28 protein-coding genes and 3 pseudogenes are annotated in these 22,135 nt (G+C 70.9%); 12 read left to right on the forward strand and 19 right to left on the reverse strand.

Annotated elements, in window-relative coordinates; translation table 11 throughout:
• Positions 1-21 precede the first annotated feature (21 nt).
• Entirely contained in the window at positions 22-732 is a 711-nt protein-coding gene (locus tag LRS04_RS24590; RefSeq protein WP_257818702.1) for a YceI family protein, read from the forward strand.
• Between the two features lie 79 nt (positions 733-811).
• The gene (locus LRS04_RS24595) at positions 812-1,246 is read left to right on the forward strand and encodes a glyoxalase/bleomycin resistance/extradiol dioxygenase family protein (protein WP_257818703.1); all 435 of its coding nucleotides are present in this window, start codon (positions 812-814) and stop codon (positions 1,244-1,246) included.
• 49 nt (positions 1,247-1,295) lie between these two features.
• Here the strand turns inward: LRS04_RS24595 and LRS04_RS24600 are convergent, their stop codons facing one another.
• The 4 genes and pseudogenes from LRS04_RS24600 to LRS04_RS24620 form a co-directional block, all read right to left on the reverse strand.
• Positions 1,296-1,475 carry a hypothetical protein gene (locus LRS04_RS24600; protein ID WP_257818704.1) on the reverse strand — a complete coding sequence of 60 codons (180 nt, stop codon included), beginning with the start codon at positions 1,473-1,475 and terminating at the stop codon, positions 1,296-1,298.
• Positions 1,454-2,646 (reverse strand): annotated as a pseudogene (locus LRS04_RS24605) (FAD/NAD(P)-binding protein). Before LRS04_RS24605 ends, LRS04_RS24600 begins: the two are co-directional and overlap by 22 nt.
• Before the next feature lie 102 nt (positions 2,647-2,748).
• A complete protein-coding gene (locus LRS04_RS24615) occupies positions 2,749-3,825 on the reverse strand; it encodes a substrate-binding domain-containing protein (protein ID WP_257818706.1) in 1,077 nt (358 codons plus the stop codon).
• 84 nt (positions 3,826-3,909) lie between these two features.
• Positions 3,910-4,671, reverse strand: a complete 762-nt coding sequence (locus tag LRS04_RS24620) for an ion channel (protein WP_257819247.1) — start codon at positions 4,669-4,671, stop codon at positions 3,910-3,912.
• A gap of 137 nt (positions 4,672-4,808) precedes the next feature.
• Here LRS04_RS24620 and LRS04_RS24625 point away from each other — a divergent pair, with 137 nt between their 5' ends.
• Positions 4,809-4,997 (forward strand): DUF3008 family protein, encoded by a 189-nt coding sequence (locus LRS04_RS24625; RefSeq protein WP_257818707.1) that lies wholly within the window; start codon positions 4,809-4,811, stop codon positions 4,995-4,997.
• Between the two features lie 14 nt (positions 4,998-5,011).
• On the opposite strand, the gene LRS04_RS24630 is transcribed toward LRS04_RS24625, so the two are convergent.
• From LRS04_RS24630 to LRS04_RS27295, 3 genes are all read right to left on the reverse strand, one after another.
• Positions 5,012-6,094 (reverse strand): acyl-CoA dehydrogenase family protein, encoded by a 1,083-nt coding sequence (locus tag LRS04_RS24630; protein WP_257818708.1) that lies wholly within the window; start codon positions 6,092-6,094, stop codon positions 5,012-5,014.
• Positions 6,091-7,260 carry an acyl-CoA dehydrogenase family protein gene (locus LRS04_RS24635; protein WP_257818709.1) on the reverse strand — a complete coding sequence of 390 codons (1,170 nt, stop codon included), beginning with the start codon at positions 7,258-7,260 and terminating at the stop codon, positions 6,091-6,093. The genes LRS04_RS24630 and LRS04_RS24635 overlap by 4 nt, the downstream gene beginning before the upstream one ends.
• 364 nt (positions 7,261-7,624) lie before the next feature.
• A complete protein-coding gene (locus LRS04_RS27295; protein WP_308238227.1) occupies positions 7,625-7,855 on the reverse strand; it encodes a hypothetical protein in 231 nt (76 codons plus the stop codon).
• A 23-nt stretch (positions 7,856-7,878) separates the two neighbouring features.
• On the opposite strand from LRS04_RS27295, the gene LRS04_RS27300 reads away from it, so the two are divergent.
• From LRS04_RS27300 to LRS04_RS24650, 3 genes are read left to right on the forward strand one after another with little or no spacing between them, the layout of a single operon-like run.
• Positions 7,879-8,778, forward strand: a complete 900-nt coding sequence (locus tag LRS04_RS27300) for a PQQ-dependent sugar dehydrogenase (protein WP_308238228.1) — start codon at positions 7,879-7,881, stop codon at positions 8,776-8,778.
• Positions 8,775-9,440: a DUF4118 domain-containing protein gene (locus LRS04_RS24645; protein WP_257818710.1), complete on the forward strand. Its 666-nt coding sequence runs from the start codon at positions 8,775-8,777 to the stop codon at positions 9,438-9,440. Before LRS04_RS27300 ends, LRS04_RS24645 begins: the two co-directional genes overlap by 4 nt.
• Positions 9,343-10,578 (forward strand): PAS domain-containing protein, encoded by a 1,236-nt coding sequence (locus tag LRS04_RS24650; protein WP_374577321.1) that lies wholly within the window; start codon positions 9,343-9,345, stop codon positions 10,576-10,578. The genes LRS04_RS24645 and LRS04_RS24650 overlap by 98 nt, the downstream gene beginning before the upstream one ends.
• Positions 10,579-10,580: 2 nt before the next feature.
• Here the strand turns inward: LRS04_RS24650 and LRS04_RS24655 are convergent, their stop codons facing one another.
• The 7 genes and pseudogenes from LRS04_RS24655 to LRS04_RS28540 all read right to left on the reverse strand — a co-directional run.
• Positions 10,581-10,949 carry a VOC family protein gene (locus LRS04_RS24655; protein ID WP_257818712.1) on the reverse strand — a complete coding sequence of 123 codons (369 nt, stop codon included), beginning with the start codon at positions 10,947-10,949 and terminating at the stop codon, positions 10,581-10,583.
• Positions 10,950-11,013: 64 nt separating this feature from the next.
• Positions 11,014-11,310, reverse strand: a complete 297-nt coding sequence (locus LRS04_RS24660; protein ID WP_257818713.1) for an SDR family oxidoreductase — start codon at positions 11,308-11,310, stop codon at positions 11,014-11,016.
• Between the two features lie 29 nt (positions 11,311-11,339).
• Entirely contained in the window at positions 11,340-11,597 is a 258-nt protein-coding gene (locus LRS04_RS24665; protein ID WP_257818714.1) for a hypothetical protein, read from the reverse strand.
• 188 nt (positions 11,598-11,785) lie between these two features.
• Positions 11,786-12,958 carry an acetyl-CoA C-acetyltransferase gene (locus LRS04_RS24670; protein WP_257818715.1) on the reverse strand — a complete coding sequence of 391 codons (1,173 nt, stop codon included), beginning with the start codon at positions 12,956-12,958 and terminating at the stop codon, positions 11,786-11,788.
• Between the two features lie 103 nt (positions 12,959-13,061).
• Positions 13,062-13,560 (reverse strand): annotated as a pseudogene (locus tag LRS04_RS24675) (GAF domain-containing protein).
• 32 nt (positions 13,561-13,592) lie between these two features.
• Positions 13,593-13,991 carry a hypothetical protein gene (locus LRS04_RS24680; RefSeq protein ID WP_257818716.1) on the reverse strand — a complete coding sequence of 133 codons (399 nt, stop codon included), beginning with the start codon at positions 13,989-13,991 and terminating at the stop codon, positions 13,593-13,595.
• 163 nt (positions 13,992-14,154) lie between these two features.
• Positions 14,155-14,517 (reverse strand): annotated as a pseudogene (locus LRS04_RS28540) (response regulator); the annotation flags it as partial.
• Positions 14,518-14,630: 113 nt separating this feature from the next.
• Between LRS04_RS28540 and LRS04_RS24690 the strand changes: the two are divergent.
• Positions 14,631-16,661, forward strand: coding sequence for a S9 family peptidase (locus LRS04_RS24690; protein ID WP_257818718.1), 2,031 nt, complete (start codon positions 14,631-14,633; stop codon positions 16,659-16,661).
• Here LRS04_RS24690 and LRS04_RS24695 read toward each other — a convergent pair.
• The 4 genes from LRS04_RS24695 to LRS04_RS24710 all read right to left on the reverse strand — a co-directional run bounded on the left by LRS04_RS24695 (position 16,652) and on the right by LRS04_RS24710 (position 19,021).
• Positions 16,652-17,503: an ATP-binding protein gene (locus tag LRS04_RS24695; RefSeq protein ID WP_257818719.1), complete on the reverse strand. Its 852-nt coding sequence runs from the start codon at positions 17,501-17,503 to the stop codon at positions 16,652-16,654. The two genes, LRS04_RS24690 and LRS04_RS24695, sit on opposite strands and share 10 nt — an antisense overlap.
• A complete protein-coding gene (locus LRS04_RS24700) occupies positions 17,437-18,423 on the reverse strand; it encodes a HAMP domain-containing sensor histidine kinase (RefSeq protein WP_257818720.1) in 987 nt (328 codons plus the stop codon). The genes LRS04_RS24695 and LRS04_RS24700 overlap by 67 nt, the downstream gene beginning before the upstream one ends.
• Positions 18,424-18,521: 98 nt before the next feature.
• Positions 18,522-18,845: a hypothetical protein gene (locus LRS04_RS24705; protein ID WP_257818721.1), complete on the reverse strand. Its 324-nt coding sequence runs from the start codon at positions 18,843-18,845 to the stop codon at positions 18,522-18,524.
• Entirely contained in the window at positions 18,803-19,021 is a 219-nt protein-coding gene (locus LRS04_RS24710; RefSeq protein ID WP_257818722.1) for a hypothetical protein, read from the reverse strand. Before LRS04_RS24710 ends, LRS04_RS24705 begins: the two co-directional genes overlap by 43 nt.
• Before the next feature lie 154 nt (positions 19,022-19,175).
• Between LRS04_RS24710 and LRS04_RS24715 the strand changes: the two genes are divergently transcribed.
• From LRS04_RS24715 to fixJ, 5 genes are read left to right on the forward strand one after another with little or no spacing between them, the layout of a single operon-like run.
• A complete protein-coding gene (locus LRS04_RS24715; protein WP_257818723.1) occupies positions 19,176-19,433 on the forward strand; it encodes a cyclic nucleotide-binding domain-containing protein in 258 nt (85 codons plus the stop codon).
• Positions 19,434-19,473: 40 nt separating this feature from the next.
• A complete protein-coding gene (locus tag LRS04_RS24720) occupies positions 19,474-19,833 on the forward strand; it encodes a helix-turn-helix domain-containing protein (protein WP_257818724.1) in 360 nt (119 codons plus the stop codon).
• Positions 19,834-19,879: 46 nt separating this feature from the next.
• Positions 19,880-21,040 carry a PAS domain S-box protein gene (locus LRS04_RS24725; RefSeq protein WP_257818725.1) on the forward strand — a complete coding sequence of 387 codons (1,161 nt, stop codon included), beginning with the start codon at positions 19,880-19,882 and terminating at the stop codon, positions 21,038-21,040.
• Positions 20,962-21,363 (forward strand): ATP-binding protein, encoded by a 402-nt coding sequence (locus LRS04_RS24730; RefSeq protein WP_257818726.1) that lies wholly within the window; start codon positions 20,962-20,964, stop codon positions 21,361-21,363. The genes LRS04_RS24725 and LRS04_RS24730 overlap by 79 nt, the downstream gene beginning before the upstream one ends.
• Entirely contained in the window at positions 21,356-21,961 is a 606-nt protein-coding gene (gene fixJ / locus LRS04_RS24735) for a response regulator FixJ (RefSeq protein ID WP_257818727.1), read from the forward strand. The genes LRS04_RS24730 and fixJ overlap by 8 nt, the downstream gene beginning before the upstream one ends.
• Here the strand turns inward: fixJ and LRS04_RS24740 are convergent.
• Positions 21,958-22,134 carry a hypothetical protein gene (locus LRS04_RS24740; protein WP_257818728.1) on the reverse strand — a complete coding sequence of 59 codons (177 nt, stop codon included), beginning with the start codon at positions 22,132-22,134 and terminating at the stop codon, positions 21,958-21,960. The two genes, fixJ and LRS04_RS24740, sit on opposite strands and share 4 nt — an antisense overlap.
• Between the last annotated feature and the right edge of the window lies 1 nt (position 22,135).

The raw sequence follows: 22,135 nt of genomic DNA on the forward strand, positions 1-22,135 counted from the left end.
CGTCCCAAGGAGGAGTTCCCCATGCGTCTGCGTCTCCTGGCCTGCGCGGCTCTCACGCTCACGGCCTGCTCCCCGCCCGCCGAGAAGGCCGCCGAGCCTCAGGCTGCGGCCGCGCCCGCGGCCGGCGCGCCCAAGACCCTGGCCGAGATCAACGCCGTCCAACCGATCACCGCCCCGGCCGGGCGCTACGCCCTCGACCCGACGCACTCGACCGTGACGTTCCAGGTCAGCCACCTGGGGTTCTCGAACTATACGGCGGGTTTCGACCAGCTCGGCGGCGCGCTGCAGTTCGATCCCGCGAACCCGGCGGCGATGAGCGTCGAGGCGACCATCGACGTCGCCTCGCTCGACCTGCCGGCCCCGCCGGCGGGCTTCAAGACCGAGCTGCTGGGCGCCCAATGGTTCGACGTCGGCAAACACCCGCAGATCACCTTCCGCTCCACCAAGGTCGAGCCGACCGGACCGCGCGCCGCCCGGGTCACCGGCGACCTGACCCTGCATGGCGTGACCCGGCCCGTGACCCTGGAGGCGACCTTCAACGGCGGCTATCCGCCCGGCGGCATGGACCCCGGCGGCGCGCGCGTCGGCTTCTCGGCGAAGGGGGCGTTCAAGCGCTCGGACTTCGGCATGGGCTACGGCGTGCCGGCGCCCGGGACCAGCATGGGCGTCGGCGACGAGGTCGCGGTCGCCATCGAGACCGAATGGAGCATGGCCGCCGCGCCCGCCGGCTGAGCTGTGTCGGCGCAGGCCCGGCCCGTGCGTCCTTGGGACGGCCCGGCCAGGGCCGCCATGGAAAAGGGAGACAACCGACATGAGCGACACCCTCGAAGCCGCCCCGGAAGCCGCCGCCCAGGTCCCGGTGAAGGGCGGGCTGGTGACCTATCTCAACGTCGACGGCGCCAAGGCCGCGGCGGAGTTCTACGTGAAGGCCTTCGGGGCGGAGATCGCCTCGATCATCCCGCCGGACGAACAGGGCCGGACCATGCATGCGCACGTCTACATCAACGGCGGCTCGCTGATGCTCAGCGACTTCTACCCGGAACACGGCTTCGAGAAGGTCGCGCCGCAGGCGTTCAGCGTGATGATCATGATCCCGGACGACGACATCCAGGGCTGGTGGAAACGCGCCATCGACGCCGGCTGCACCGGCAAGGTGGAGCCGCAGGTGATGTTCTGGGGCGACACCTATGGCGAGCTGGTCGACCCCTACGGCGTCACCTGGGCGATGAACCAGCCGAAGCGCTGAAGGCCGGGACCATGGCGCCGGGCTGAGACCGCGACCGACCCCGCCGACGTCAGGCGGCTCGCCGGAGCCCGAGGCCGGCGGCCACCGTCGCGGCGACCTCGGCGGTCTGGTTGCGCAGGTCGGGGACGGCCAGCGCCTCCCAGACCGCCGCGCGGGTGAGCGGCCCCACCGCGTAGAGACCTGGCGTCGGCGCGCCGCTCGCGCCGATCACCCGCAGGTGGTCGTCCACGTCGAGGCCCAGACCCAGGGGATCGCGCCGCAGGGCGCCCGCGCGCGCAGGTCGGCGATCAGGCCGGAGCTCACCGCCTCAGGGTCGCCGCGCGGGCCCGTGCAGTTGACCACGGCGGCGAAACGCCGGCTCGCGGCCTGGCGCTCGCCCCGCGGCCGGTAGCGGATGGCGAACCCCTCCCCCGCCGTGTCCACCGACTCGAGACGGCCCGCCAGCACCTCCAGCTCGGCAGAGACCACGAGGCCGGACAGGCGCGCGGCGATGACCGGGGCCATCCGGTGGCGGTGGACGTCCCACCAGGGGCGGGCGTGCCGCAGGAACCGCCGACGCTGGGCGATCGACCAGCTTCGCCAGATGTCCGCGGTGAGCGGGCGGATGCTGTCGACGGCGGCGCGCCAGCCGACCTTCTCCGCCTGGGTCCGGAGCGTGCGCAGCGCCGCGCGCGGCGTGGCGAGGGCCCCCTCCGGCGGCGGCGCGGTCGCGGTCGGCCCGTGGCTGCGCGACACCAGTCCGTGGCGGGACAGGGCGGTGAGCCGGCGGCGGTCGCCGGCCAGGCTGAGCGCCACGTCCACCATCGTCAGGCCGGAGCCGAGCAGCAGGACGTCGCCCTCCGGCGCGGTGTCCGGGTCCAGCCGCCAGGGATCGGCCACATAGGCCGGGTGGGCGAGCACCTCGGCCGTCGCACCGGGCGGCGGAGCGGGCGGCAGCAGCCCGAGCGCCAGCACCACCGCATCGGCCTCGAAGCTGCGGCCGACGCTGAGCGCGACCCGGAACCGCTCGCCCGTGCGCTGCAGCGCCACCGCCTCATCGGCCTCCAGCAAGAAGCGGCCGGCGCGGCTCGGGGCGCTGACCTCGTCCCGCAGCAGGCTCTGGAGGTAGTCGCCATAGCGGCCGCGGCTGACGAAGGTGTCGGCCCCCCGCCGTCCTCCCGCGCCAGCCATTCGAGGAAATGGTCCGGCTGGTCGGGGAAGGCGCTCATGTTCGAGGCCCGCACGTTCAGCAGGTGGTCGGGATGCTGGGTCTGGTAGGCCCGGCCGCGACCGAACCGGGGCGCGCGCTCGACCAGCCGGACGACCAGGCGGGGATCCCGCGCCAGGAGATGGATCGCGGTAAGAAGGCCGCTGAAGCCGCCGCCGACCACGGCGACGGTGGGCGGGTCCGAAAGCGACATGCCCTGAAGTCCTCGAACTGATGGAGACTAAATCTCCACCAGTTCTGTAGGAATTCAGCGGCGGCCGCCAGTCAGTTTCTCTGGGCCGGGGCCCAGGGCCGCTTACTTGGTCGGCGCGGCCATCGGGGTCAGCGCCTGGGCGGTCGCCTTCACCTGCTCGTGCTCGGCCTGCGGCAGGGCGATCAGGCCGCGCTGCTGGAGGTAGCCGCCCTTGCCCGCCGCCGCGTCGGAGACGAAGGCGTTGACGTATTCGCGCAGGCCGGGCGTCACGCCGACATTGGCCTTCTTCACGTAGATGTAGAGCGAGCGCGCCAGCGGGTAGCTGCCGTTCGAGATGGTCTCGAAAGTCGGGGCGACGCCCTCGACGCTGGCCGCCTTCACCTTGTCGAGGTTGTTCTCGAGGAAGGAGTAGCCGAACACGCCGACCGCGCCAGGCGTCTTCTCCAGGGTCTGGACGATGGCATTGTCGTTCTCGCCGGCGTCGACCCAGGCGCCGTCGCGGCGCAGCGTATGGGACTTGGCCTTGAACTCGTCCTCGTTGGACTTCTTCAGGGCCGCCATGGCCGGAAGCTTCTCGGCGCCCTTCTCCATGGCGAGTTCGACGAAGGCGTCGCGGGTGCCCGAGGTCGGCGGCGGGCCGTAGACCAGGACCCGTTCGTTCGGCAGGCCGGGCGCCACGGCGCTCCAGGTGGCGGCGGTGTTGGGCGCGAAGCCCGAGCCCTGCGGCAGCTCGGCGGCCAGCGCCCTGTAAATCTGCTCACGGGTGACGGCGAAGGTCGGGGCCGACTTTGCGTCGGCGACGACGATGCCGTCGAAGCCGAACTTCAGCTCGACGATCTCGGTGACGCCGGCCGCCTGGCAGGCGTCCCACTCGGACTTCTTCATGGCGCGCGAGGCCGTGGCGATGTCAGGGAAGCCCGCGCCGGTGCCGGAGCAGAAGAGCTTGATGCCGCCGCCGGTGCCCAGGCTCTCCACCTTCGCCGCGGTCCCGCCGGTCGTCCGGCCGACCGTCTCGGCGACGCGCGTGGCGAACGGGAAGACCGTGGACGAACCCGCCGCCCACACCTGGTTACGGGCGCCGCCGCCGCCGCTGACCTGGGCGTCGACCTTGGGCTCGGGCTGCTGGCCGCAGGCGGTGAGCGCGACCGCCGCGGCGGTCAGGAGGAGAGTGAGTCGCATGTTGGGCTCCGTTGATTGCGGCGGCCTATCAGCGCCTTGTGACACTCTTGTGAAATCCCCATCGTAACGATGGGGATTACGCCACTAGTCCTCGTTGGGAATGTTCAGCAGCTTGCCGCAAGCCTTGCAGTGGACCGCGTCCGGGTCGTGGCGCAGGAGTCCGCAGGTCGTGCAGGTGAAGCGCACCTTGTAGGGCCGGAAGAGCGTCTGGGCGAAGCGCACGAAGAGGGAGATGCCCGAGAGCATGATGAAGATGGTCAGCAGCTTGCCCCACGTGCCCGGCAGGGTGATGTCGCCGAAGCCGGTGGTCGTCAGCGTGGTGACGGTGAAATAGAGGGCGTCCACGTAGCCGGTGATGCCGGGATGTTCGCGCGCGAAGCTGGCGTACACGAAGCCGGTGACCACGAAGATGAAGGTGACCAGCGTCGCGAGCGCCTTCGCGGAATCTTCCCAGCGCGTGTCGTCGAAGCGGCGGCCGACGGTCTCCCAGAAGAAGTCGGAGTGCACCAGCGACCAGAGGCGGAGCACGCGCAGGAAGGCCAGGTTGAACAGCCACATCGGGAACAGCAGCGTCAGGAGGACGAAGATATCCACCCAGAGGATCGGCCGCATCAGCCAGCCCTGGAAGCTCGACGAGGCCAGCGCGCGCGCCGCGATGTCGAGGCAGAGCACGAAGGCCACGGCGTAGTCGATCACCAGGAAGACCGGATACTCCCGCAGGAACGGCGCGGCGATGAAGAAGGCGATCAGGATCAGATCGAGGATCAGCACCCCGTAGCGGAAGCGGACCGCGCCGGGGCTGTCGCCATGATAGAGCTCGCGCAGCTTGACGCGCAGGCGGGGCATCCGCCGGCGACGGTCGGTGAGCGCGGCCTGGCTGGTCAAATCCGGATCCTCCTCGCGGCCGTGAACCGGCCGCGGCGCCCGCGGGTTTCCCGTCGGCGCCGGGCACTCATCGCCCGGTCCAGCCAGGAGGACAAGCCATGCCCGCCAAATCCGCCGCCCAGCAGAAGGCCGCCGGCGCGGCGCTCTCCGCCAAGCGCGGCGACACGCCGAAGTCGAAGCTCAAGGGCGCCTCCAAACAGATGGCCGACTCCATGACCGAGAAGCAGCTCGAGGAGTTCGCCCACACCAAGCGCAAGGGCAAGCCGGAGCACGTCGACCGAGACTGACGCCCGCCGGTCGCCTAGGCCGCAACCAGCCCCTGCGCCCGGGCGGCGGCCTCGCGCACCCGCTCGGGCCCGCCCAGGAGCTGCCGGTTCAGGCCGATGCGCTTGAACCAGTAGTGCAGGCCGAGCAGGTCGGTCATGCCGATGCCGCCGTGCACCTCGGTGGAGGTGCGGGCCACGAACCGGCCGATCTCGGACAGGTGCGCCTTGGCGTGGGCGGCCATGACGGTCGCCTCCTCCGGGGCCACGTCTCCGGGATTGTCGAAGGCGTAGGCGGCGTACCAGACGAGCGCCCGCGCCGGCTCCAGTTCGGCGGCCATCTCGGCGCAGAGATGCTTCACCGCCTGGAACGAGCCGATCACCCGGCCGAACTGCTTGCGCTCCTTGGCGTAGGCGACGGCCTTGTCGAGCATGACCTGCCCCGCGCCCAGGCTGTCGGCGGCCAGCAGCACCCAGGCGGCGTCGCGCAGACGGGCGAGGCCGTCGTTCCCGCCCAGCGGCTCGGCTGGCGTTCCGTCGAACACCAGCTCGGACAGACGGCGCGTGGCGTCGATGTTCGGCATCTCCACCGGGGCCGGCGGGGTCTCGACGAGGTGCAGCGCGCCGGTCCGGTCGGCGACGATCAGCAGGTGGGCGCCGGGGGCGTCGATGACGAAGAGGGCCTTGCCGGTCAGCCGACCACCCTCGGCCGTGACCCCGGCTCCGTCCCGCGCGCCGGCCACGACCTCCGAGATCGCCACGCCGGCGGTCGCCTCGCCGCCGGCCAGCTTCGGCAGCCAGCGCGCCCGCTGCTCGGCTGTCCCGCCCCTGAGCGCCAGCGGCGCCCAGGACGGACCCCAGGAACGGCGCCGGCGCCACCGCTGCGCCCAGGGCCTCCGCGGCCAAGGCGGCCTCCACGAGGCCCAGGCCCAGGCCGCCGTACTCCCCGGGACGAGCAGTCCGGGCAGGCCCAGCTCCGCCAGGCCCCGCCAGATGTCGGGTGCGGTCTGTTCGCCGCCATCGGCGAACCGCCGCACCCGGTCCAGAGGCGAAAGCTCCGCCAGCGCCCTGCCGAGGCTGGCTTGCAGGATCCGCTGGTCCTCCGAGAGCGCGAACCTCATGACGCCGCCCTGCTGCTGGGCTCGCGCGGCATGCCGAGGCCCCGTTCCGAGATGATGTTCTTCTGAATCTGCGCCGTGCCCCCGCCGATGATCAGGCCGAGGTCGAACATGTAGTTCCACTGCCAGCGCCCCTTGGCCCTGAGGTGGGGGCCGTCGTGGTAGAGGACGCCGAGTTCGCCGAGCGCATCGATCGCCAGGGCGGCGATCTGGTGGTTCAGCTCGCACCCCTGCAGTTTGACGACCAGCCGGGCGAGCCCCGCGGTGTCGTCGGTCATGATCCTGAGGCCGTTGAACTTCATGGCGAAGACCCGCGCCTGAAGCTGCATCAGCCGGTCGCGAAACACCGGGTTGTCGAGGATCCGCTCGCCATCCACCGTCTCGGTCTTCATGACCTCGATCAGGCTGTTCAGGCGGGCCTCCGTGGCGTTGGGATCGCCCAGCATCCCGCGCTCGTGCTTCAGCGTGGTGTTCGCCACGAACCAGCCGCGGCCCCGGCCGCCGACCACATTGGCCTGAGGCACGCGGACGTCGGTGAAGAAGACTTCGTTGAACTCGGCCTGGCCGGTCATGGTCTTGAGCGGCCGGACCTCGATCCCCGGCGTGTCCATGGGGATCAGGACATAGCTGATGCCCTCGTGCCTGGGCGCGTTGGGCTCGGTGCGCACCAGGCAGAACATCATCTGGGCGGCGTGCGCCGTGCTCGTCCAGATCTTCGAACCGGAGATGATGAAGTCATCCCCGTCCTCGACCGCCTTGGTCTGCAGGCTGGCGAGGTCGGAGCCCGCGCCCGGTTCGGAGTAGCCCTGGCACCAGACCACCTCGCCGCGAAGGGTCGGCCCGATCCAGCGCTTCTTCTGGTCCTCGGAGCCCACCTCGAGCAGCGTCGGGACCAGCATGGAGACGCCCTGGTTGGCGATGCCGCGCGGCGCCCCGGCGGCGATGAAGGCCTCGGCGATGATCCGCGCCTTCAGCACGTCCGGCTCGGCGCCGAAGCCGCCGTAGGCCCTGGGGATCGTCCGCGCCGCGTAGCCGTGTGCGATCAGCAGGCGCTGCCAGGCCAGCACGTCCTTCGCCTGGCCGTCACGATACTCGTCGGCATGGTTGGCCAGGAAGGCGCGCACCTCGTCGCGGAACACCGCCATCTCCGGCGTGAGCCTCAGGTCCATGGAATCCTCCCGGCCGCCAGCCTGGACCCGATGGCGGAGCGTTCGCAACGGCGCCGCGACGTCACCCTTGAAACCGGTCAAGCTGGCCGTGGGTTGAATCCACCAGGGAGGATGGGGCCATGCGCAGCGTTCTGATCGTGGCCGGCGCCAGCGCGCTGGCGCTGGCCGGCTGTTCCAGCCCGGGATCCTCCGATCCCCTGGTGGGCTTCGGCCCCAACCCGCCGCTTCCGAAGCCGCAGACGAGCCTGCTGCCGATGCTGGGGGTCCCCGAAGTGGTCGGCTGGCCGGACGGGGCCGCGCCCACGGCGCCGCCGGGCTTCACGGTGATCCGCTTCGCCCAGGGCCTCGACCATCCGCGCTGGCTCTACGTCCTGCCGAACGGCGACGTGCTGGCCGCCGAGAGCGCATCGGAACCCAGCAAGGCGGGCAAGTCCAACCAGGGGATCCGGGGCTTCTTCCAGAAGATGCTGATGAAGAAGGTGGGCTCGGCCAAGCCCAGTCCGAACAGGATCGTCCTGCTGCGCGACGCCGACGGCGACGGGGTCGCCGAGACCCGGACCGACTTCGCCACCGGCCTGAAGCAGCCGTTCGGCATGACCCTGGTGGGCGGCCTGCTGTATGTCGCCAATTCGGACGGCGTGGTGGCCTTCCCCCTACCAGCCCGGCGCCACCGCCGTTCAGGGAAGCGGCACGAAGGTCTTCGACCTGCCCGGCCCGCCCATCAACCACCACTGGACCAAGAACGTCGTCGCCAGCCCGGACGGCGCGAAGCTCTACGCCACCGTCGGCTCGAACTCGAACATCGGCGAGAACGGCATGGACAACGAGCAGGGCCGCGCCGCGATCTGGGAGTTCGACATCGCCACGGCGCGCTCGCGGGTGTTCGCCAGCGGCATCCGCAATCCGAACGGCCTCGACTTCGAGCCGGCCACCGGCGTCATGTGGACGGTCTCCAACGAGCGCGACGAAATGGGGCCCGACCTGCCGCCGGACTACCTGACGAGCGTGAAGGACGGCGGCTTCTACGGCTGGCCCTACAGCTACGCCGGCCAGAACGTGGACGAGCGGGTGAAGCCGCAGAACCCCGCGATGGTGGCCTCGGCCCTGACGCCCGACTACGGCCTGGGCCCCCACACAGCTTCCCTCGGCCTGGCCTTCTACAAGGGCGCGGCCTTCCCGGCGCCGTACCGCGGCGGGGCGTTCATCGGCCAGCACGGCTCGTGGAACCGCAAGCCGTTGAACGGCTACCGCGTGGTCTTCGTCCCCTTCGCGGGCGGGCGACCGCAGGTTCCGGCGCAGGTCTTCCTGAGCGGCTTCCTGAACGCCGACGACAAGATCCAGGGCCGGCCCGTGGGCGTGGTGGTCGACAAGCAGGGTGCGCTGCTGGTCGCCGACGACGTGGGGGGTGATCTGGCGGGTGGCGCCGGACGCCCCGCAGCCTTGACCCGGCCGCCAAACGGCGGCGAAGTCAGACCCCGCCCGAACGCTCCGCCGCCCTGCGCCCAAGGCCCCGCTTGATCCGCCGTCTGACCGAGTTCGACCTGCCAGGCCGCCTGGGTGTCCCCAAGCTGGTCGCGGAAGCCGGCCTTGCCCTGGTCCTGGTGGCGGCGGCAATGGCCCTGCGCTCGGCGCTGGAGGTCGTGTCGCCCGGGATCCTGCCCTTCGCCCTCTCCTTCCCCGCCGTTCTCGCCGCCACCATGCTGGCCGGGCGCCGCGCCGGCCTGATGGCGCTCGTCCTCGGCGGCCTGGGGCCCTGGTACTTCTTCGTCGAGCCGCGCTTCTCGTTCGCCGCCGAGCACCCGTCGGCGATGGTGAACGTCCTCATCTACGCCTTGTCGGCCGGATTGATCGTCCTGGTCGGCGACGCCTACCGCGGTTCGGCGCTCCGGTTCGCCGGGGAGAGCGCGACGCAGCTTCGGGAGCGCGAGGCCCTGCTCGCCGCGCTGCGCGAGAGCCAGGCGAGGCTCGACCTCGCCACCTCCGCCGGCGAGGTGGGGGGTGTGGGACTGGCGGATCGCCACCGGCGAAATGATCTATTCGCCCGAGGCCCGCGCCATTTTCGGCTTCACGCCCGACAAGCCGATAACGCTCGAGATGGTGCGCGCCCTGACCCATCCCGACGACGTCGCCTGGACCCGGGCGCAGTCGGAACGCGCCCGCGACCCGGCGGTACGCGATGAGACCCCCTACGAATACCGGATCATCACCCCGGCCGGCGAGGAGCGCTGGATCCTCGCCCGCGGCCGCGCGATCTTTCAGGATCGCGACGGCCAGTCCGTCGCGACCCGCTACGTCGGCACCATCCAGGACATCACGGCCCGCAAACAGGCCGAGCGCGCCCTGGAGGGGTCCGAAGCCCGGCTCCGGCTCGCCCTCGGAGCCGGCCGGATGGCTGTCTGGCACGCCGACGCGGCCACCGGCGGCCTGTCGCACAGCCCCGAGCTCAACCGGATCCTGGGCTTCCCGGACGACGCCCGGCCGACGCTCGAGGAGGTCAACGCCCGCTATGCGCCCGGCGAACTGGAGCGGGCCCGGGTCGGCGGGCGCAAGGCGTTGGCGCGCGGGGACCGGTTCGCCGAGACCGAGATGCGCTACATCCGCCCGGACGGCGAGAGCCGCTGGCTGCTGATCCGCGCCGAGTTCCAGATGGGACCGAACGGCGCGCCGAAGAGCGCGGTCGGCGTCGTCCTCGACGTCACCGACCGCAGGGACGCCGAGGAACGGCTGAAGCTGCTGGCCCGCGAGGTCGACCACCGGGCCAACAACCTGCTGGCCGTCGTCCAGGGCACCGTCACGCTCAGCAAGGCGGAGGACGTGGAGGCCCTGAAGGCGGTGATCGTCGGCCGGGTCAGCGCGCTGGCCCGCGCCCACCAGTTGCTGGCCGAGGCCCGCTGGGAAGGCGCCGACCTCCGGCGCCTGGTCGAGGAGGAGTTGCTGGCGTTTAGCCTGGGCGAGACCGCCCGGGTCAGCATCGAGGGCGACGAGGTGGCCCTGCCTCCGGCGGCGGCCCAGGCCATCGCCATGGCCCTCCACGAGCTCGCGACGAACGCAGCCAAGTACGGCGCGCTCTCCGTCCCGGCCGGCAAGGTGCGGGTGGCCTGGCGCCGGGACGGGGGCGTCCTCAGGATCGTCTGGGAAGAGGTCGGCGGCCCGCCGGTGGCGACGCCTTCCCGCCGCGGACTGGGCACCAGCATGCTGCGCAGGGCCCTCGAAGGGCCGCTGGGCGGAGAGACCCGCCTCGACTGGCGGGAAACCGGACTGGTCTGCGAACTGGAGCTGCCGCTCGAACGGGCAGCCCCCGAGCCCGAGGACGCCTAGCTTCAGCCCATCTTGAAGACGCAGATCTTGTTGCCGTCGAGATCGCGGAAGTAGGCGCCGTAGAAGGTCTCGGTGCGCAGGCCCGGTTGCCCCTCGCAGGTCGCGCCGGCGGCTACCGCAGCGGCGTGGGCGGCGTCGACCGCCTCGCGGGTGGCGGCGTTCAGGCCGAACATGCTGCCGTTGCCGACGCTGGCCGGCTGTTCGTCGTAGGGCTTGCAGACGGCCAGCATGCCGGGCGCAGACCCGCCGCCGTAGAACTGCATCCGCTCGTTGGCGAAGATGCGCTTGCCGCCGAGCGGCTCCAGCACCTTGTCGTAGAAGGTCTTGGCGCGTTCGAGGTCGTTGGCCCCGATGGTGGCGTAGCCGATCATGACGGTCCTCCCCTGTCAGGCCGACAGCTTACGCCGGTTGACGTGCGCGGCGCCAAGGCCCGTGTCAGACCCGGCCGGTAACGGGCAGCAGCGCGCCGGTCACCGCCCTCGCCGCCTCGCTCGCCAGGAACAGGATCACCGCGGCGAGGTCGTCGGGCGCCACCCAGGCCGAGGGGTCGGCGTCGGGCATGTCCTTGCGGTTGGCCGGCGTGTCGATGATCGAGGGCAGGACCGCATTGACGGTCACGCCGTCGCCCTTCAGTTCCTCGGCCAAGGCCTGGGTCAGGCTGTGCACCCCGGCCTTGGCGGCGGCGTAGGCGCCCATGCCGAGCGAGGCCTTCAGCGCGGCGTTGGACCCCACGTTGACGATCCGGCCGGCCGCCGAGCGCTTCAGGTGGGGGGATCGCCGAGCGGCAGGCGTTGGTGGCGGTCAGCACGTTCAGCCGGTACATGCCCGGCCAGCTTTCCCCAGGATCCGGCCTGCACCGTCTCCCAGGTGAAGCCGCCCGCGATGTTGAGGAGCACGTCGAGGCCGCCGAAGCGCTCGGCCGCCGCGTCGATCGCCGCGCCCGCGGCCACGGCGTCGGCCAGGTCCACGCCGCCCTGGACGAACGCGTCCTGGCCTGAGGGGGACGCCCGCCGGCGCATCCTTGGCGTAGTCGATCAGGGCAAGGCGCGCGCCCTGGGCGGCGGCGGCCTCCGCCACGACGGAACCCAGGACCCCGAACGCCCCGGTGATCGCGATGATGCGGCCGGCCATGATTCTTCCCCCTCGAACGAGAAACGGCCGGGGTTTCCCCCGGCCGTCCCTCAAAACCGCATTTCGCCGGAAAGGGCTAGAGCCGCTCGACGATGGTCACATTGGCCATGCCGCCGCCTTCGCACATGGTCTGCAGGCCGTACTTCTTGCCGCGGTTCTTCAGGGCATAGACGAGGGTGGTCATCAGCTTGGTGCCGGACGCGCCGAGCGGGTGGCCGAGCGCGATGGCGCCGCCGTTGACGTTCAGGCGGTCCGGATCGGCGCCGAGCTTCTGCAGGAAGGCCACCGGCACCGAGGCGAAGGCCTCGTTGACCTCGTAGAGGTCGATGTCGTCGACGTTCATGCCGGCCTTCTGCAGGGCCCGCTCCACGGCCGGGATCGGCGCTTCCAGCATAATCACCGGGTCGTGGCCCAGCAGGGACAGGTGATGGATGCGGGCCATCGGCGTGAGGTTGTGCTCCTTCAGCGCCTTCTCCGAGACGATCATCACGCCGGACGCGCCGTCGCAGATCTGGCTGGAGGTGGCCGCGGTGATCCGGCCGCCCTCGCGCAGCAGCTTCACGCCGCGCATCCCGTCGATGGAGACGTCGTAGCGGATGCCCTCGTCGCTGTCGTGGCGCACCGAATTGCCCTCGGCGTCCTTGCCGTCGACGGCGACGATCTCGTCCCGGAAGGCGCCGGCCTGGGTGGCCGCGATCGCCCGCTGGTGCGAGTGGTAGCCGTACTCGTCGAGCTGGTCCTTGGTCAGGCCATACTTCTCGGCGACCATCTCGGCGCCCATGAACTGGCTGAACTGGATGTTGGGGTAGCGCTCCTCCATCCGCGGGCTCTTCGGCACGCCGAAGCCTTCCTTGAACGGCAGGCTGACCGACAGGCCCATGGGCACGCGGGTCATGCTCTCGACGCCCGAGGCGATGACGATGTCCTGGGTGCCCGACATCACGCCCTGGACCGCGAAGTGCAGGGCCTGCTGGGAGGAGCCGCACTGCCGGTCGACGGAGGTGCCCGGCACGCTTTCCGGAAGCTTCGAGGCCAGCACGGCGTTGCGGGCGATGTTGGTCGACTGCTCGCCGACCTGCATCACGCAGCCCATGACCACGTCCTCGACGGCCGCCGGATCGACGCCGGTGCGGTCCACCAGCTCGTTCAGCACCACCGCGCCCAGGTCGGCCGGGTGCCATTCGCGCAGGCGGCCGCCCTTGCGGCCACCGGCGGTGCGGGTTGCGGCGACGATATAGGCCTCAGCCATCTCTCAAGCTCCCAATGTCGTTCGGGGCGCGGGGCTTCCCCGGCGCGTTCCAAACACATGTATGGGGCGTACGCAGCGTAAGCCAACGGCCTCGCAGGCGCCGTCAGCGGGAGAAGGTCGCGCCCAGGATCTTCTGCAGCCATTCGGCGTCGGTCGCGTCGAAGGCGGCGGGGCGCTCGGAGTCCACGTCGAACACCGCGAGCAGGCGGCCGGCCGCGTCCTTCACCGGCACGACGATCTCGCTGGCCGAGCGGCTGTCGCAGGCGATGTGGCCGGGGGAAGGCGTGGACGTTGGGGACGACCTGGGTCTCGCCGGTCTGCGCCGCCGTTCCGCAGACGCCGCGGCCGAAGGCGATCCGCAGGCAGCCGAGCGTCCCCTGGTAGGGTCCGACCACCAGCTCGGCGGGCTTCAGGGGGTCGACCACATAGAAGCCGGTCCAGAAGTAGTCGTCGAAGGTGTTGGCCAGCATGGAGGCGACCGTGGCCATACGGGCGGTCAGGTTCGGCTCGCCCTCCAGGACCGAGGCGATCTCCTCGGCGACGGCGGCGTAGCGGGCGGCCTTCGCGGCCGGCAGGATCTTGTCATTGAAGGCTTCGGCCATGGGCGGGGTTTAGCCGCCCCGGCCCTTCGAAGTCACGCGGCCTTCTTGCCCTTGCCGCCCTTCTGCCGGACCACGGCCGACAAGTGACTGACGAGCTTGGCGCCTTCCTGGTGGTCCTCGGGGGCGAGCTCCAGGAGGTTGCCGATCGCCTTGAAGTGGATGTCCATGATCTTCGGGTCGCAGCCCTCGGGACCGCCGGCGGCGTCCACATACTCCATCAGCAGGCGGGACGCGCGGTCGACCAGGCTGTCGCGCACCTGGCGGGCGCGGAAGCTGGTGTGCTGCATGACGCGGTAGGTCATCTTCAGCGTGTCGCGGTCGACGCCGCCGCGGACCTGGATCAGGCGACGGAGCGCCTCGAGCTCGACGCTGATCGTCTCGCGGGTGGCGGTGCGCTCGACCTCGTCCACGACCTCCTCGGGGTCGCTCATCCGGCGCAGGGGGCCGGAATAGCTCAGCTCGACGCGGCGGGCGCCGGTCCGGACCGATGTAGACCTCGCTGACGATGAACTGCCGGGGCTTGGTGAGCACCAACTGGATCCGCGACAGGAGCGCGGCCGGCGTGAACGGCTTGATGACGAACTCGTTGACCCCGGCCGTGCGCGCCTCCTCCACCTCGCGCTGCGAGCGGTGGGCGGTGACGATGATCACCGGCACTTCCGGGTTCGGGATCCGGCGATCCGGGTGGACGGCCGCGCGGCGGATCGAGCGGGTCAGCTCCAGCCCGCCCATCAGCGGCATGTTCCAGTCGGAGAAGATGATGTCCGGGTCCCAGCGGGCCAGCATCTCGCGGGCGCGCAGGCCATCCTCGGCGAATTCCACAAAGCCCACGCCGCCGGCCCGCAGCACGTCGCCGATCAGGCGCTGCACATTGGCGTTGTCGTCGACGATCAGCAGCTTGAGCTGCGAGAGGTCGTCGGGACGCAGGCTGGCGCTGGGCAGGCTTCGGCGGGACATCCGGGAACTCTTGAGGAAACGGTCGGGAGATTGACGCGACGCGGTTAGCGGGCCGTTTATTCGGCTACGGATTTTGTGTCGGAGCGGGGTTTTTTATGCGTCCAGGTTTATTGATGTCGGCCGCGCTCGCGGTGGTTGTGGCGATCTCCGCGCCGGTTGCGGCCCAGGTCGGCGACGGCCCCTCGCGGCTGTTCACGGGGCGCGACCTCTTCGGGCTCAGGGCGGCCTCCGACCCGCAGGTCAGCCCCGATGGGCGGTCCATCGCCTATGTGCGGACCACCTATGACATCATGACCGACGCCGGGCGCCGGTCGATCTGGCTGGTCGACGCCCAGTCCGGGGGCCAGTCGCCCCTGGTCTCGGAGGACAGCTCCAGCTTCACCCCGCGCTGGTCGCCGGACGGCTCCCGCCTCGCCTATGTGATGGCCACGCCCGGCGGCGCGCCGCAGCTCTACGTCCACTGGATCGCCTCGGGCCGCTCGGCGAAGGTCGCCACCCTGGAGCAGGCGCCCAACGACATCGCCTGGTCGCCGGACGGCCGGACCCTCGGGTTCTCCATGCTGGTCCTCGACGAAGGGGCCTCGCTCGGCGCGCCGATGAAGCGGCCGGAAGGCGCCCGGTGGGCCGATCCCCTGAAGGTCATCGACCGGATCACCTATCGAGCCGACGGCGCGGGCTACCTGAAGCCAGGCTACCGCAAGCTCTTCGTGGTCAGCGCCGATGGCGGCTCGCCCCGGCAGGTGACCTTCGGCAAGTTCGACGACCAGGGCCCGATCAGCTTCACCGCCGATGGCCGGGGCCTGCTGTTCTCCACCGACCGCAAGCCGGGCTGGGAGCGCGACCGGGAGAGCGACATCTACCAGGTCGCCATCGCCGACGGGGCGCTGACGCGGCTCACCGACCGGGTCGGCCCGGACGGCGCGCCGGCCGTGTCGCCGGACGGCGCGAAGATCGCCTATGTCGGCTATGACGACGAGCGCCGCCGCGGCTACGAGAACCAGCGGCTCTACGTCATGGACCGTGACGGCGGGAACAAGCGCGTCCTGACGGGCGGCCTCGACCGCAGCGTCGGCGCGCCGCAATGGGCACCGGACGGCCGGTCGATCTACGTCGACTACGTGGACAAGGGGGTCACCAAGGTCGCCCGCGTCGGCCTCGACGGCCGGCTGGAGACCGTGGTCTCGGGTCTGGGCGGCGGGTCGCTGGACCGACCCTACTCCGGCGGCGACTTCTCGGTCGGCCGCGGCGGGATCATCGCCTACACCGAGAGCCCGCCCGACCGCCCGGCCGACCTCGCGGTCTGGCGCGGCGGCAAGTCCCAGCGGCTGACCCGGCTGAACGACGACCTGCTGGCCAACAAGACCATGGCCCGGGTGGAGCACCTGCCGGCCGTGTCGAGCTACGACCAGAAGCCGATCGACGCCTGGGTGGCGCTGCCGCCGAACTACGATCCCTCGAGGAGGTATCCGCTGATCCTCGAGATCCACGGCGGGCCGTTCCAGTCGTACGGGCCGAGCTTCTCCACCGACGTCCAGCTCTACGCCAAGTCCGGCTATGTGGTGGTCTATTCCAACCCGCGGGGCTCGACGTCCTACGGCGAGGCCTTCGCCAACGAGATCGACCGCAACTACCCGAGCCACGACTACGACGACCTGATGAGCGTCGTGGATGCGGCGATCGCCAAGGGCTACGCCGATCCCAACCGGCTCTACGTCACCGGCGGCTCCGGCGGCGGCGCCCTGACCTCCTGGATCGTCGGCAAGACCGACCGCTTCAAGGCGGCGGCCACCCAGAAGCCGGTGATCAACTGGACGAGCCAGGTGCTGACCGTCGACGGCTACACCTTCATGGCCCGCTACTGGTTCGGGAAGATGCCGTGGGAGGACCCGCAGGGCTACTGGGCCCGCTCGCCGCTCAGCCTGGTCGGCAACGTCAAGACGCCGACCCTCGTGGTCGTGGGCGAGGAGGACTACCGGACCCCGCCCCCGGAGTCCGAGCAGTACTACCAAGCCCTGCAGCTCCGCGGCGTGCCCACGGCGCTTGTCCGGGTGCCGGGCGCGAGCCACGGCGGCCTGACCGCCAGGCCTTCGCAGTCGGCCGCCAAGGCCGAGGCGATCCTCGCCTGGTTCGAGCGCTACAAGTGAGGGACTAGCCGACCTCGGCGGCGGGGGCATCGCCCTCGTCGCTGGCCTCGGTGGCGTCGCGGATCGCCTGGAAGAGCGCCATCGCCTGGATCGGCTTGGCCACGTGGCCGTCCATTCCGACGGCCAGGTACTGGGCCACCTGATGGCTCATGGCGTTGGCGGTCAGGGCCACGATGGGGGGTCCGTGCCCGGCCGGTGTCGCGTTCACGCTCGCGGATCATTTGCGTGGCGGTGACGCCGTCCATGTCCGGCATCTGGATGTCCATCAGGATCACGTCCCAGTCGGACGTCTCCCAGGCATCGACCGCGGCCTGCCCGCAATCCACCACCACCGGCTCGACGCCGAGCTGGTGCAGCAGGGTCTTCAGGACGAGCTGGTTGACCGTGTTGTCCTCGGCGGCCAGCACCCGGAGTTCCAGGGCCGCGCGCTGGTTGGGCGGCGGCGGGGCGTATTCGGCGACCAGCCGCTCCTCGCCCACACGGGCCAGCGGCGCGCAGAGCACGAAGCTGGAGCCCATGCCGAGCGTGCTCTCCACGCGGATCTCGCCGCCCATCAGGACCGCCAGCTCGTGGCAGATGGCGAGGCCGAGGCCGGTGCCGCCGAACTTCCGGGTGGTGGACGAGTCGAGCTGGTCGAACTTGGCGAACAGGCGGGCGAGCCCCTCCTCCGAGATGCCGACGCCGGTGTCGGTGACCGCGATCTCCAGGGTTTCGCCCCTGCGCCGCGCCGTCACCCGGATCTCGCCGGCCTCGGTGAACTTCACGGCGTTGGAGATCAGGTTGTAGAGGATCTGGCGGATGCGGGTCGGGTCGCCCACGTAGCGGCCGCGGGCCGGCTCCACGTCGACTGCGAACGACAGGCCCTTCTTGTTGGCCAGGGCGGTGAAGGCGGAGTGCGCGCCGCGCACCACTTCGGCCAGGTCGAACTCGATGGCCTCCAGTTCCAGCTTGCCGGCCTCGATCTTCGAGAGGTCGAGCACGTCGTTGAGGATGGCGAGCAGCGCCTCCCCGACTGCTGGATGACCGACAGGCGGTCGCGCTGCACGGGGGTGAGCTTGTCGGCGCTCATGGCCTGGGCCATGCCCAGCACGCCGTTCAGGGGCGTGCGGATCTCGTGCGACATGGTGGCCAGGAAGGTGCTCTTGGCCGCGTTGGCGGCTTCGGCGGCCAGTTCGCCGGCTTCGGCGCGCTCCCGCGCCTGCCGCAGCGCGTTTCGTGAGCGGTCCAGCATCCGCCGGGCGAGGAAGAAGAAGTTGGCGCAGGTGACGGCCGCCGCCAGCGCCGCGATGGTCGCCATCGGGGTGCGCGCGGTCAGCGCCAGGTCGGCGGCGATCCAGACCAGCACGCCCACATAGGGCGACAGCAGGAGCCGGAAGAGCATCGGGCTCGAGTAGTACTGCAGGAGGACATAGGTGGCGCCCAGGAAGGCCGTGACGAGCGCGAAGGCGCCGGCCACCGCATAGCCGCTCTCCCAGAGCGCGATGATCATCGCGCACTGCACGGCGCCGCTCAGCACGCTGTTGGTGTTGAGCGCGAACCACAGGCGGCGGAGGTTGGGGCCGCGGCCGTGCCGCTCGATGGCTCCGGTCAGCGAGATGCTGGCGAACAGGGTCGCCCAGACGGCGATCACCCACATCCCGGTCCAGAGCGGCGAGACGTAGAAGGCGGCGACCGCCACGACGGCGATACTGCTGATCACCCGGGGCACGACGTTGCGGGCGGACGCGGCATAGAGGCTGAGCCCGCTGGATCCGCGGTCCACGGCCGTCACCGGCCCCGGCGCGCCGGTGCTGTCCGTACGGTCCAACCGCTACTCCCCGTAACGTTGTTGTCTTTTTCCGGGAGAATGCCGTTAGCTGGTTAACCGTCGGTCAAGCGGCCCCCCTCCAGCCGAAACCTCGAGTCGAGCACACAGCGGGCCTTGCCACCTTCGGTCGAGACCGTGGCGGGCTGGCCAAGGCCGGTGTCGAACCAGGTCTCGCCCGCCTCTGTCACCACCCTGAGGGTCCCCGGTCCGGTGAACTGGCAGACCGGATAGAGGGACAGACCGGTCCCGCCGCGCGTGCGGACGCCGGCGCAGTTCACGTGGCCGAAGCGCCTGGCCATCACCACGCCCTCGAACTCGAAGGCCTTGGGCGCCTTCAGGCCCCGCGCCCGGGCTTCCCCGGCGTCAGGCTGGGGCATGGCGGGCCGTCGACCGCCCACTGGCCGGCCGTGGCGACGGCCGCCGCCCGTCTTTCAAGGAAGTCGCGCAGCTCCCAGGCGGCGAAGGCCGCGACCCCGACGGCGACCGCGCCCAGGCCGAGGGCCGCTACCGCGCCGATCCGCCGCCTGCCTCTCAGGCCATAGTCCGTCGTCACGGCCACCCTCCGTATTATGTCTGTAATTTATGCAGCGCCTCGGCGGGGATGGCAACCGCTGCGCGGCCTTCCGTACGACTACTTAGGGGACGGTCCCGAATTTCGGACTCGGGGGCGCGGGGCTACCGCTTAAGCATCGGAAAAGGAGCCGCCGATGTCCCTCGCCTACCCCCTCGACGATCCTCGCACGGAGCTTCCGTCGGCCGGCCTCACCGAACTGATGGATCGCGCCGCGGTGCGGATGGGCTTCGCACGCAACGAGGAGATCTACGCCCAGGGCGAGCCGGCGGAGTTCCTCTACCGCGTGGTGTCCGGATCGGTGCGGACGATCCGGCTGGCCAGCGACGGCCGCCGGCAGGTGGGGGGACTTCTACTACCCCGGCGACCTGTTCGGCCTGGAGACCGGCCCTGACCACTGTTTCTCGGCCGAGGCGCTCGCCGACTGCGCCATCATGGTGATCCGCCGGACGACCATCCGCGCCCACGGTGGAGAGGCGGCCCTGGAACGCGCCATCCTGCAGGCCACGCGCCGCGAACTGGAACGCGCCCAGGCCCATCTCCTGCTGCTCGGCCGCAAGACCGCCCAGGAAAAGGTCGCCGCCTTCCTGCTGGCCCACGCCGAGACGCAGGACGAGGGCCGTCCCGTCGAGTTGCCCATGGGCCGCCAGGACATCGCCGACTACCTGGGCCTAACCATCGAGACCGTCTCGCGCATGCTGACGCAGCTCCAGGCCCAGGAGATCGTGGAGTTCCCCTCGGCCCGCCGCTTCCGTGTCCGCCGCTGGGAGCGCCTGGAGGAACTGGCCGACTAGCCGCCGCGGTTGCGCGACGGCGGCGCGGGCCCTACCGCTTGCGGCGATGAGCATCGCCCTTCGCGCCTCGCCCCTTGGACGCGCCGCGCCCTACGCGGTGGCGGTGATCGCCACCGTGGGCTGCGCCCTGGTGCGCCTGGCGCTCGGTCCCTTCTTCGAGGCCCAGACCGGACTGCTGCTGTTCGCGCCGGCCCTGATGCTCAGCGCCGCCATGGGCGGGTTCGGCCCGGCGATCCTGGCCACGATCCTCAGCGTCGCCGCCGCCACCGGGTTCAGCGGCGCGGCGCTCGTCACCGACACGGCCAACCTCGTCGACGCGGTGGTCTTCCTCCTGCTCGGGATCGCCAGCGGCATCGCGGGTTCGCGCCTGGCGAACGGGGCCCGCGAGACCGCCGCGGCCCTGGAGCACCTGGAGGCCCGCGAGGCCCATGTGCAGTCGATCCTCGCCACCGTCCCCGACGCCATGATCGTCATCGACGAGCAGGGGATCATGCAGTCGTTCAGCATCGCCGCCGAGCGCCTGTTCGGCTGGACCGCCGCCGAGGCGATCGGCCGGAACGTCTCCATCCTGATGCCCAACCCCTATCGCGACGCCCACGACAGCTACCTGCACCGCTACCTGGACACCGGCGAGCGGCGGATCATCGGGCTGGGACGCGTGGTGGTGGGCGAGCGGCGCGACGGCTCGACCTTCCCCATGGAGCTGGCCGTGGGCGAGATGCGCTCCGGCGAGCGGCGCTTCTTCACGGGGTTCGTCCGCGACCTGACCGAGCGCCAGGCCACCGAGCGGCGGCTGCAGGACCTGCAATCGGAACTGGTCCATGTGTCGCGCCTGACGGCCCTGGGCGAGATGGCCTCGGCGCTCGCGCACGAGCTGAACCAGCCCCTGGCCGCGGTCTCCAACTACGTGAAGGGCAGCGCGCGGCTGATCGAGCAGGAGCCCGTGGACCGCCCGAAGGTGAAGGCGGCCCTGGAAAGCGCCGGCGAACAGGCGCTGCGCGCCGGCCAGATCATCCGCCGCCTCCGCGACTTCGTGGGCAAGGGCGAGGCCGAGCGGCGGCTCGAGAGCCTCCCACAGCTCCTCGAGGAGGCCGGCGCCCTGGCCATGGTGGGGGCCAAGGGCGCGGCGTGCGCCTGCGCTTCACCATCGACCGCGGGGTCGACCTCGTGCTGGCCGACAAGGTCCAGATCCAGCAGGTGGTGCTGAACCTGATGCGCAACGCCATCGACGCCATGGAGGACAGCCCCCGGCGCGAGCTGGTGGTGGCGGCCCGCGCGGCCGACGACGACATGGTGGAGGTCTCGGTCACCGACACCGGTCCCGGCATCAGTCCGGAAGTGGCCGACCAGCTCTTCCAGCCCTTCATCACCACCAAGGCCCACGGCATGGGCGTCGGCCTCTCGATCTCCCGCACGATCATCGAGGCCCATGGCGGCCGCATCTGGGTTGAACCGAATCCGCCCGGCGGGGCTATCTTCCGCTTCACCATCATGGCGGCGCCCGAAGGAGAGCTGACGGACGGTGAGTGATCAAGTTGTCCATGTGATCGACGACGACGAGGCGATGCGGGACTCGCTCGCCTTCCTCCTCGACACCGCGGGCCTGCGCGCGACGACCTACGAGTCCGCCGTGGCCTTCCTGGCGCAGGCGGACGCGCTGGCGCCCGGCTGCATCATCACCGACGTGCGGATGCCGGAGATGAACGGGCTGGAGCTGGTCCGGAAGCTGAAGGACCGGAACATCCCCCATCCGGTGATCGTCATCACCGGCCATGGCGACGTGCCCCTCGCCGTCGACGCCATGAAGGCCGGCGTCGTCGACTTCCTGGAGAAGCCGTTCGACGACGAGGTCCTGTTGCGGGCGGTCCGCTCCGCGCTCGACGCCCGGGAGCGACAGGACCAGAAGGACGCCGAAAAGCGCCGGTTCGAGGCGATGCTGGAAAGCCTCTCGCCGCGCGAGACCGAGGTCCTGCGCGGCGTCATCGCCGGCAAGGCGAACAAGATCATCGCCTACGAGCTTGGCATCAGCCCAAGGACGGTGGAGGTCTACCGGGCCAATGTGATGACCAAGACCGGAGCCGCCGGCCTCTCGGAACTGGTGAGGATGGCGCTGCTGGCCGGCTTCTAGACGTCTCCGGACGGCGGGTCGGGCCGGGAGACGCTCTTCGCCTGGGTGATCTCGATCGGCGGGGCCGGGGGCCGCTTGCGGCCGGCCCGGAGCCACATGAGCCCCAGCGCGCCCACGAACACCGCATAGGCGCCCAGCACGAGCGCCAGATAGGCGAGGCTCGCCGCGGTCATG

This window comes from Phenylobacterium sp. J367, from assembly GCF_024699985.1.
Lineage (GTDB): Bacteria > Pseudomonadota > Alphaproteobacteria > Caulobacterales > Caulobacteraceae > Phenylobacterium.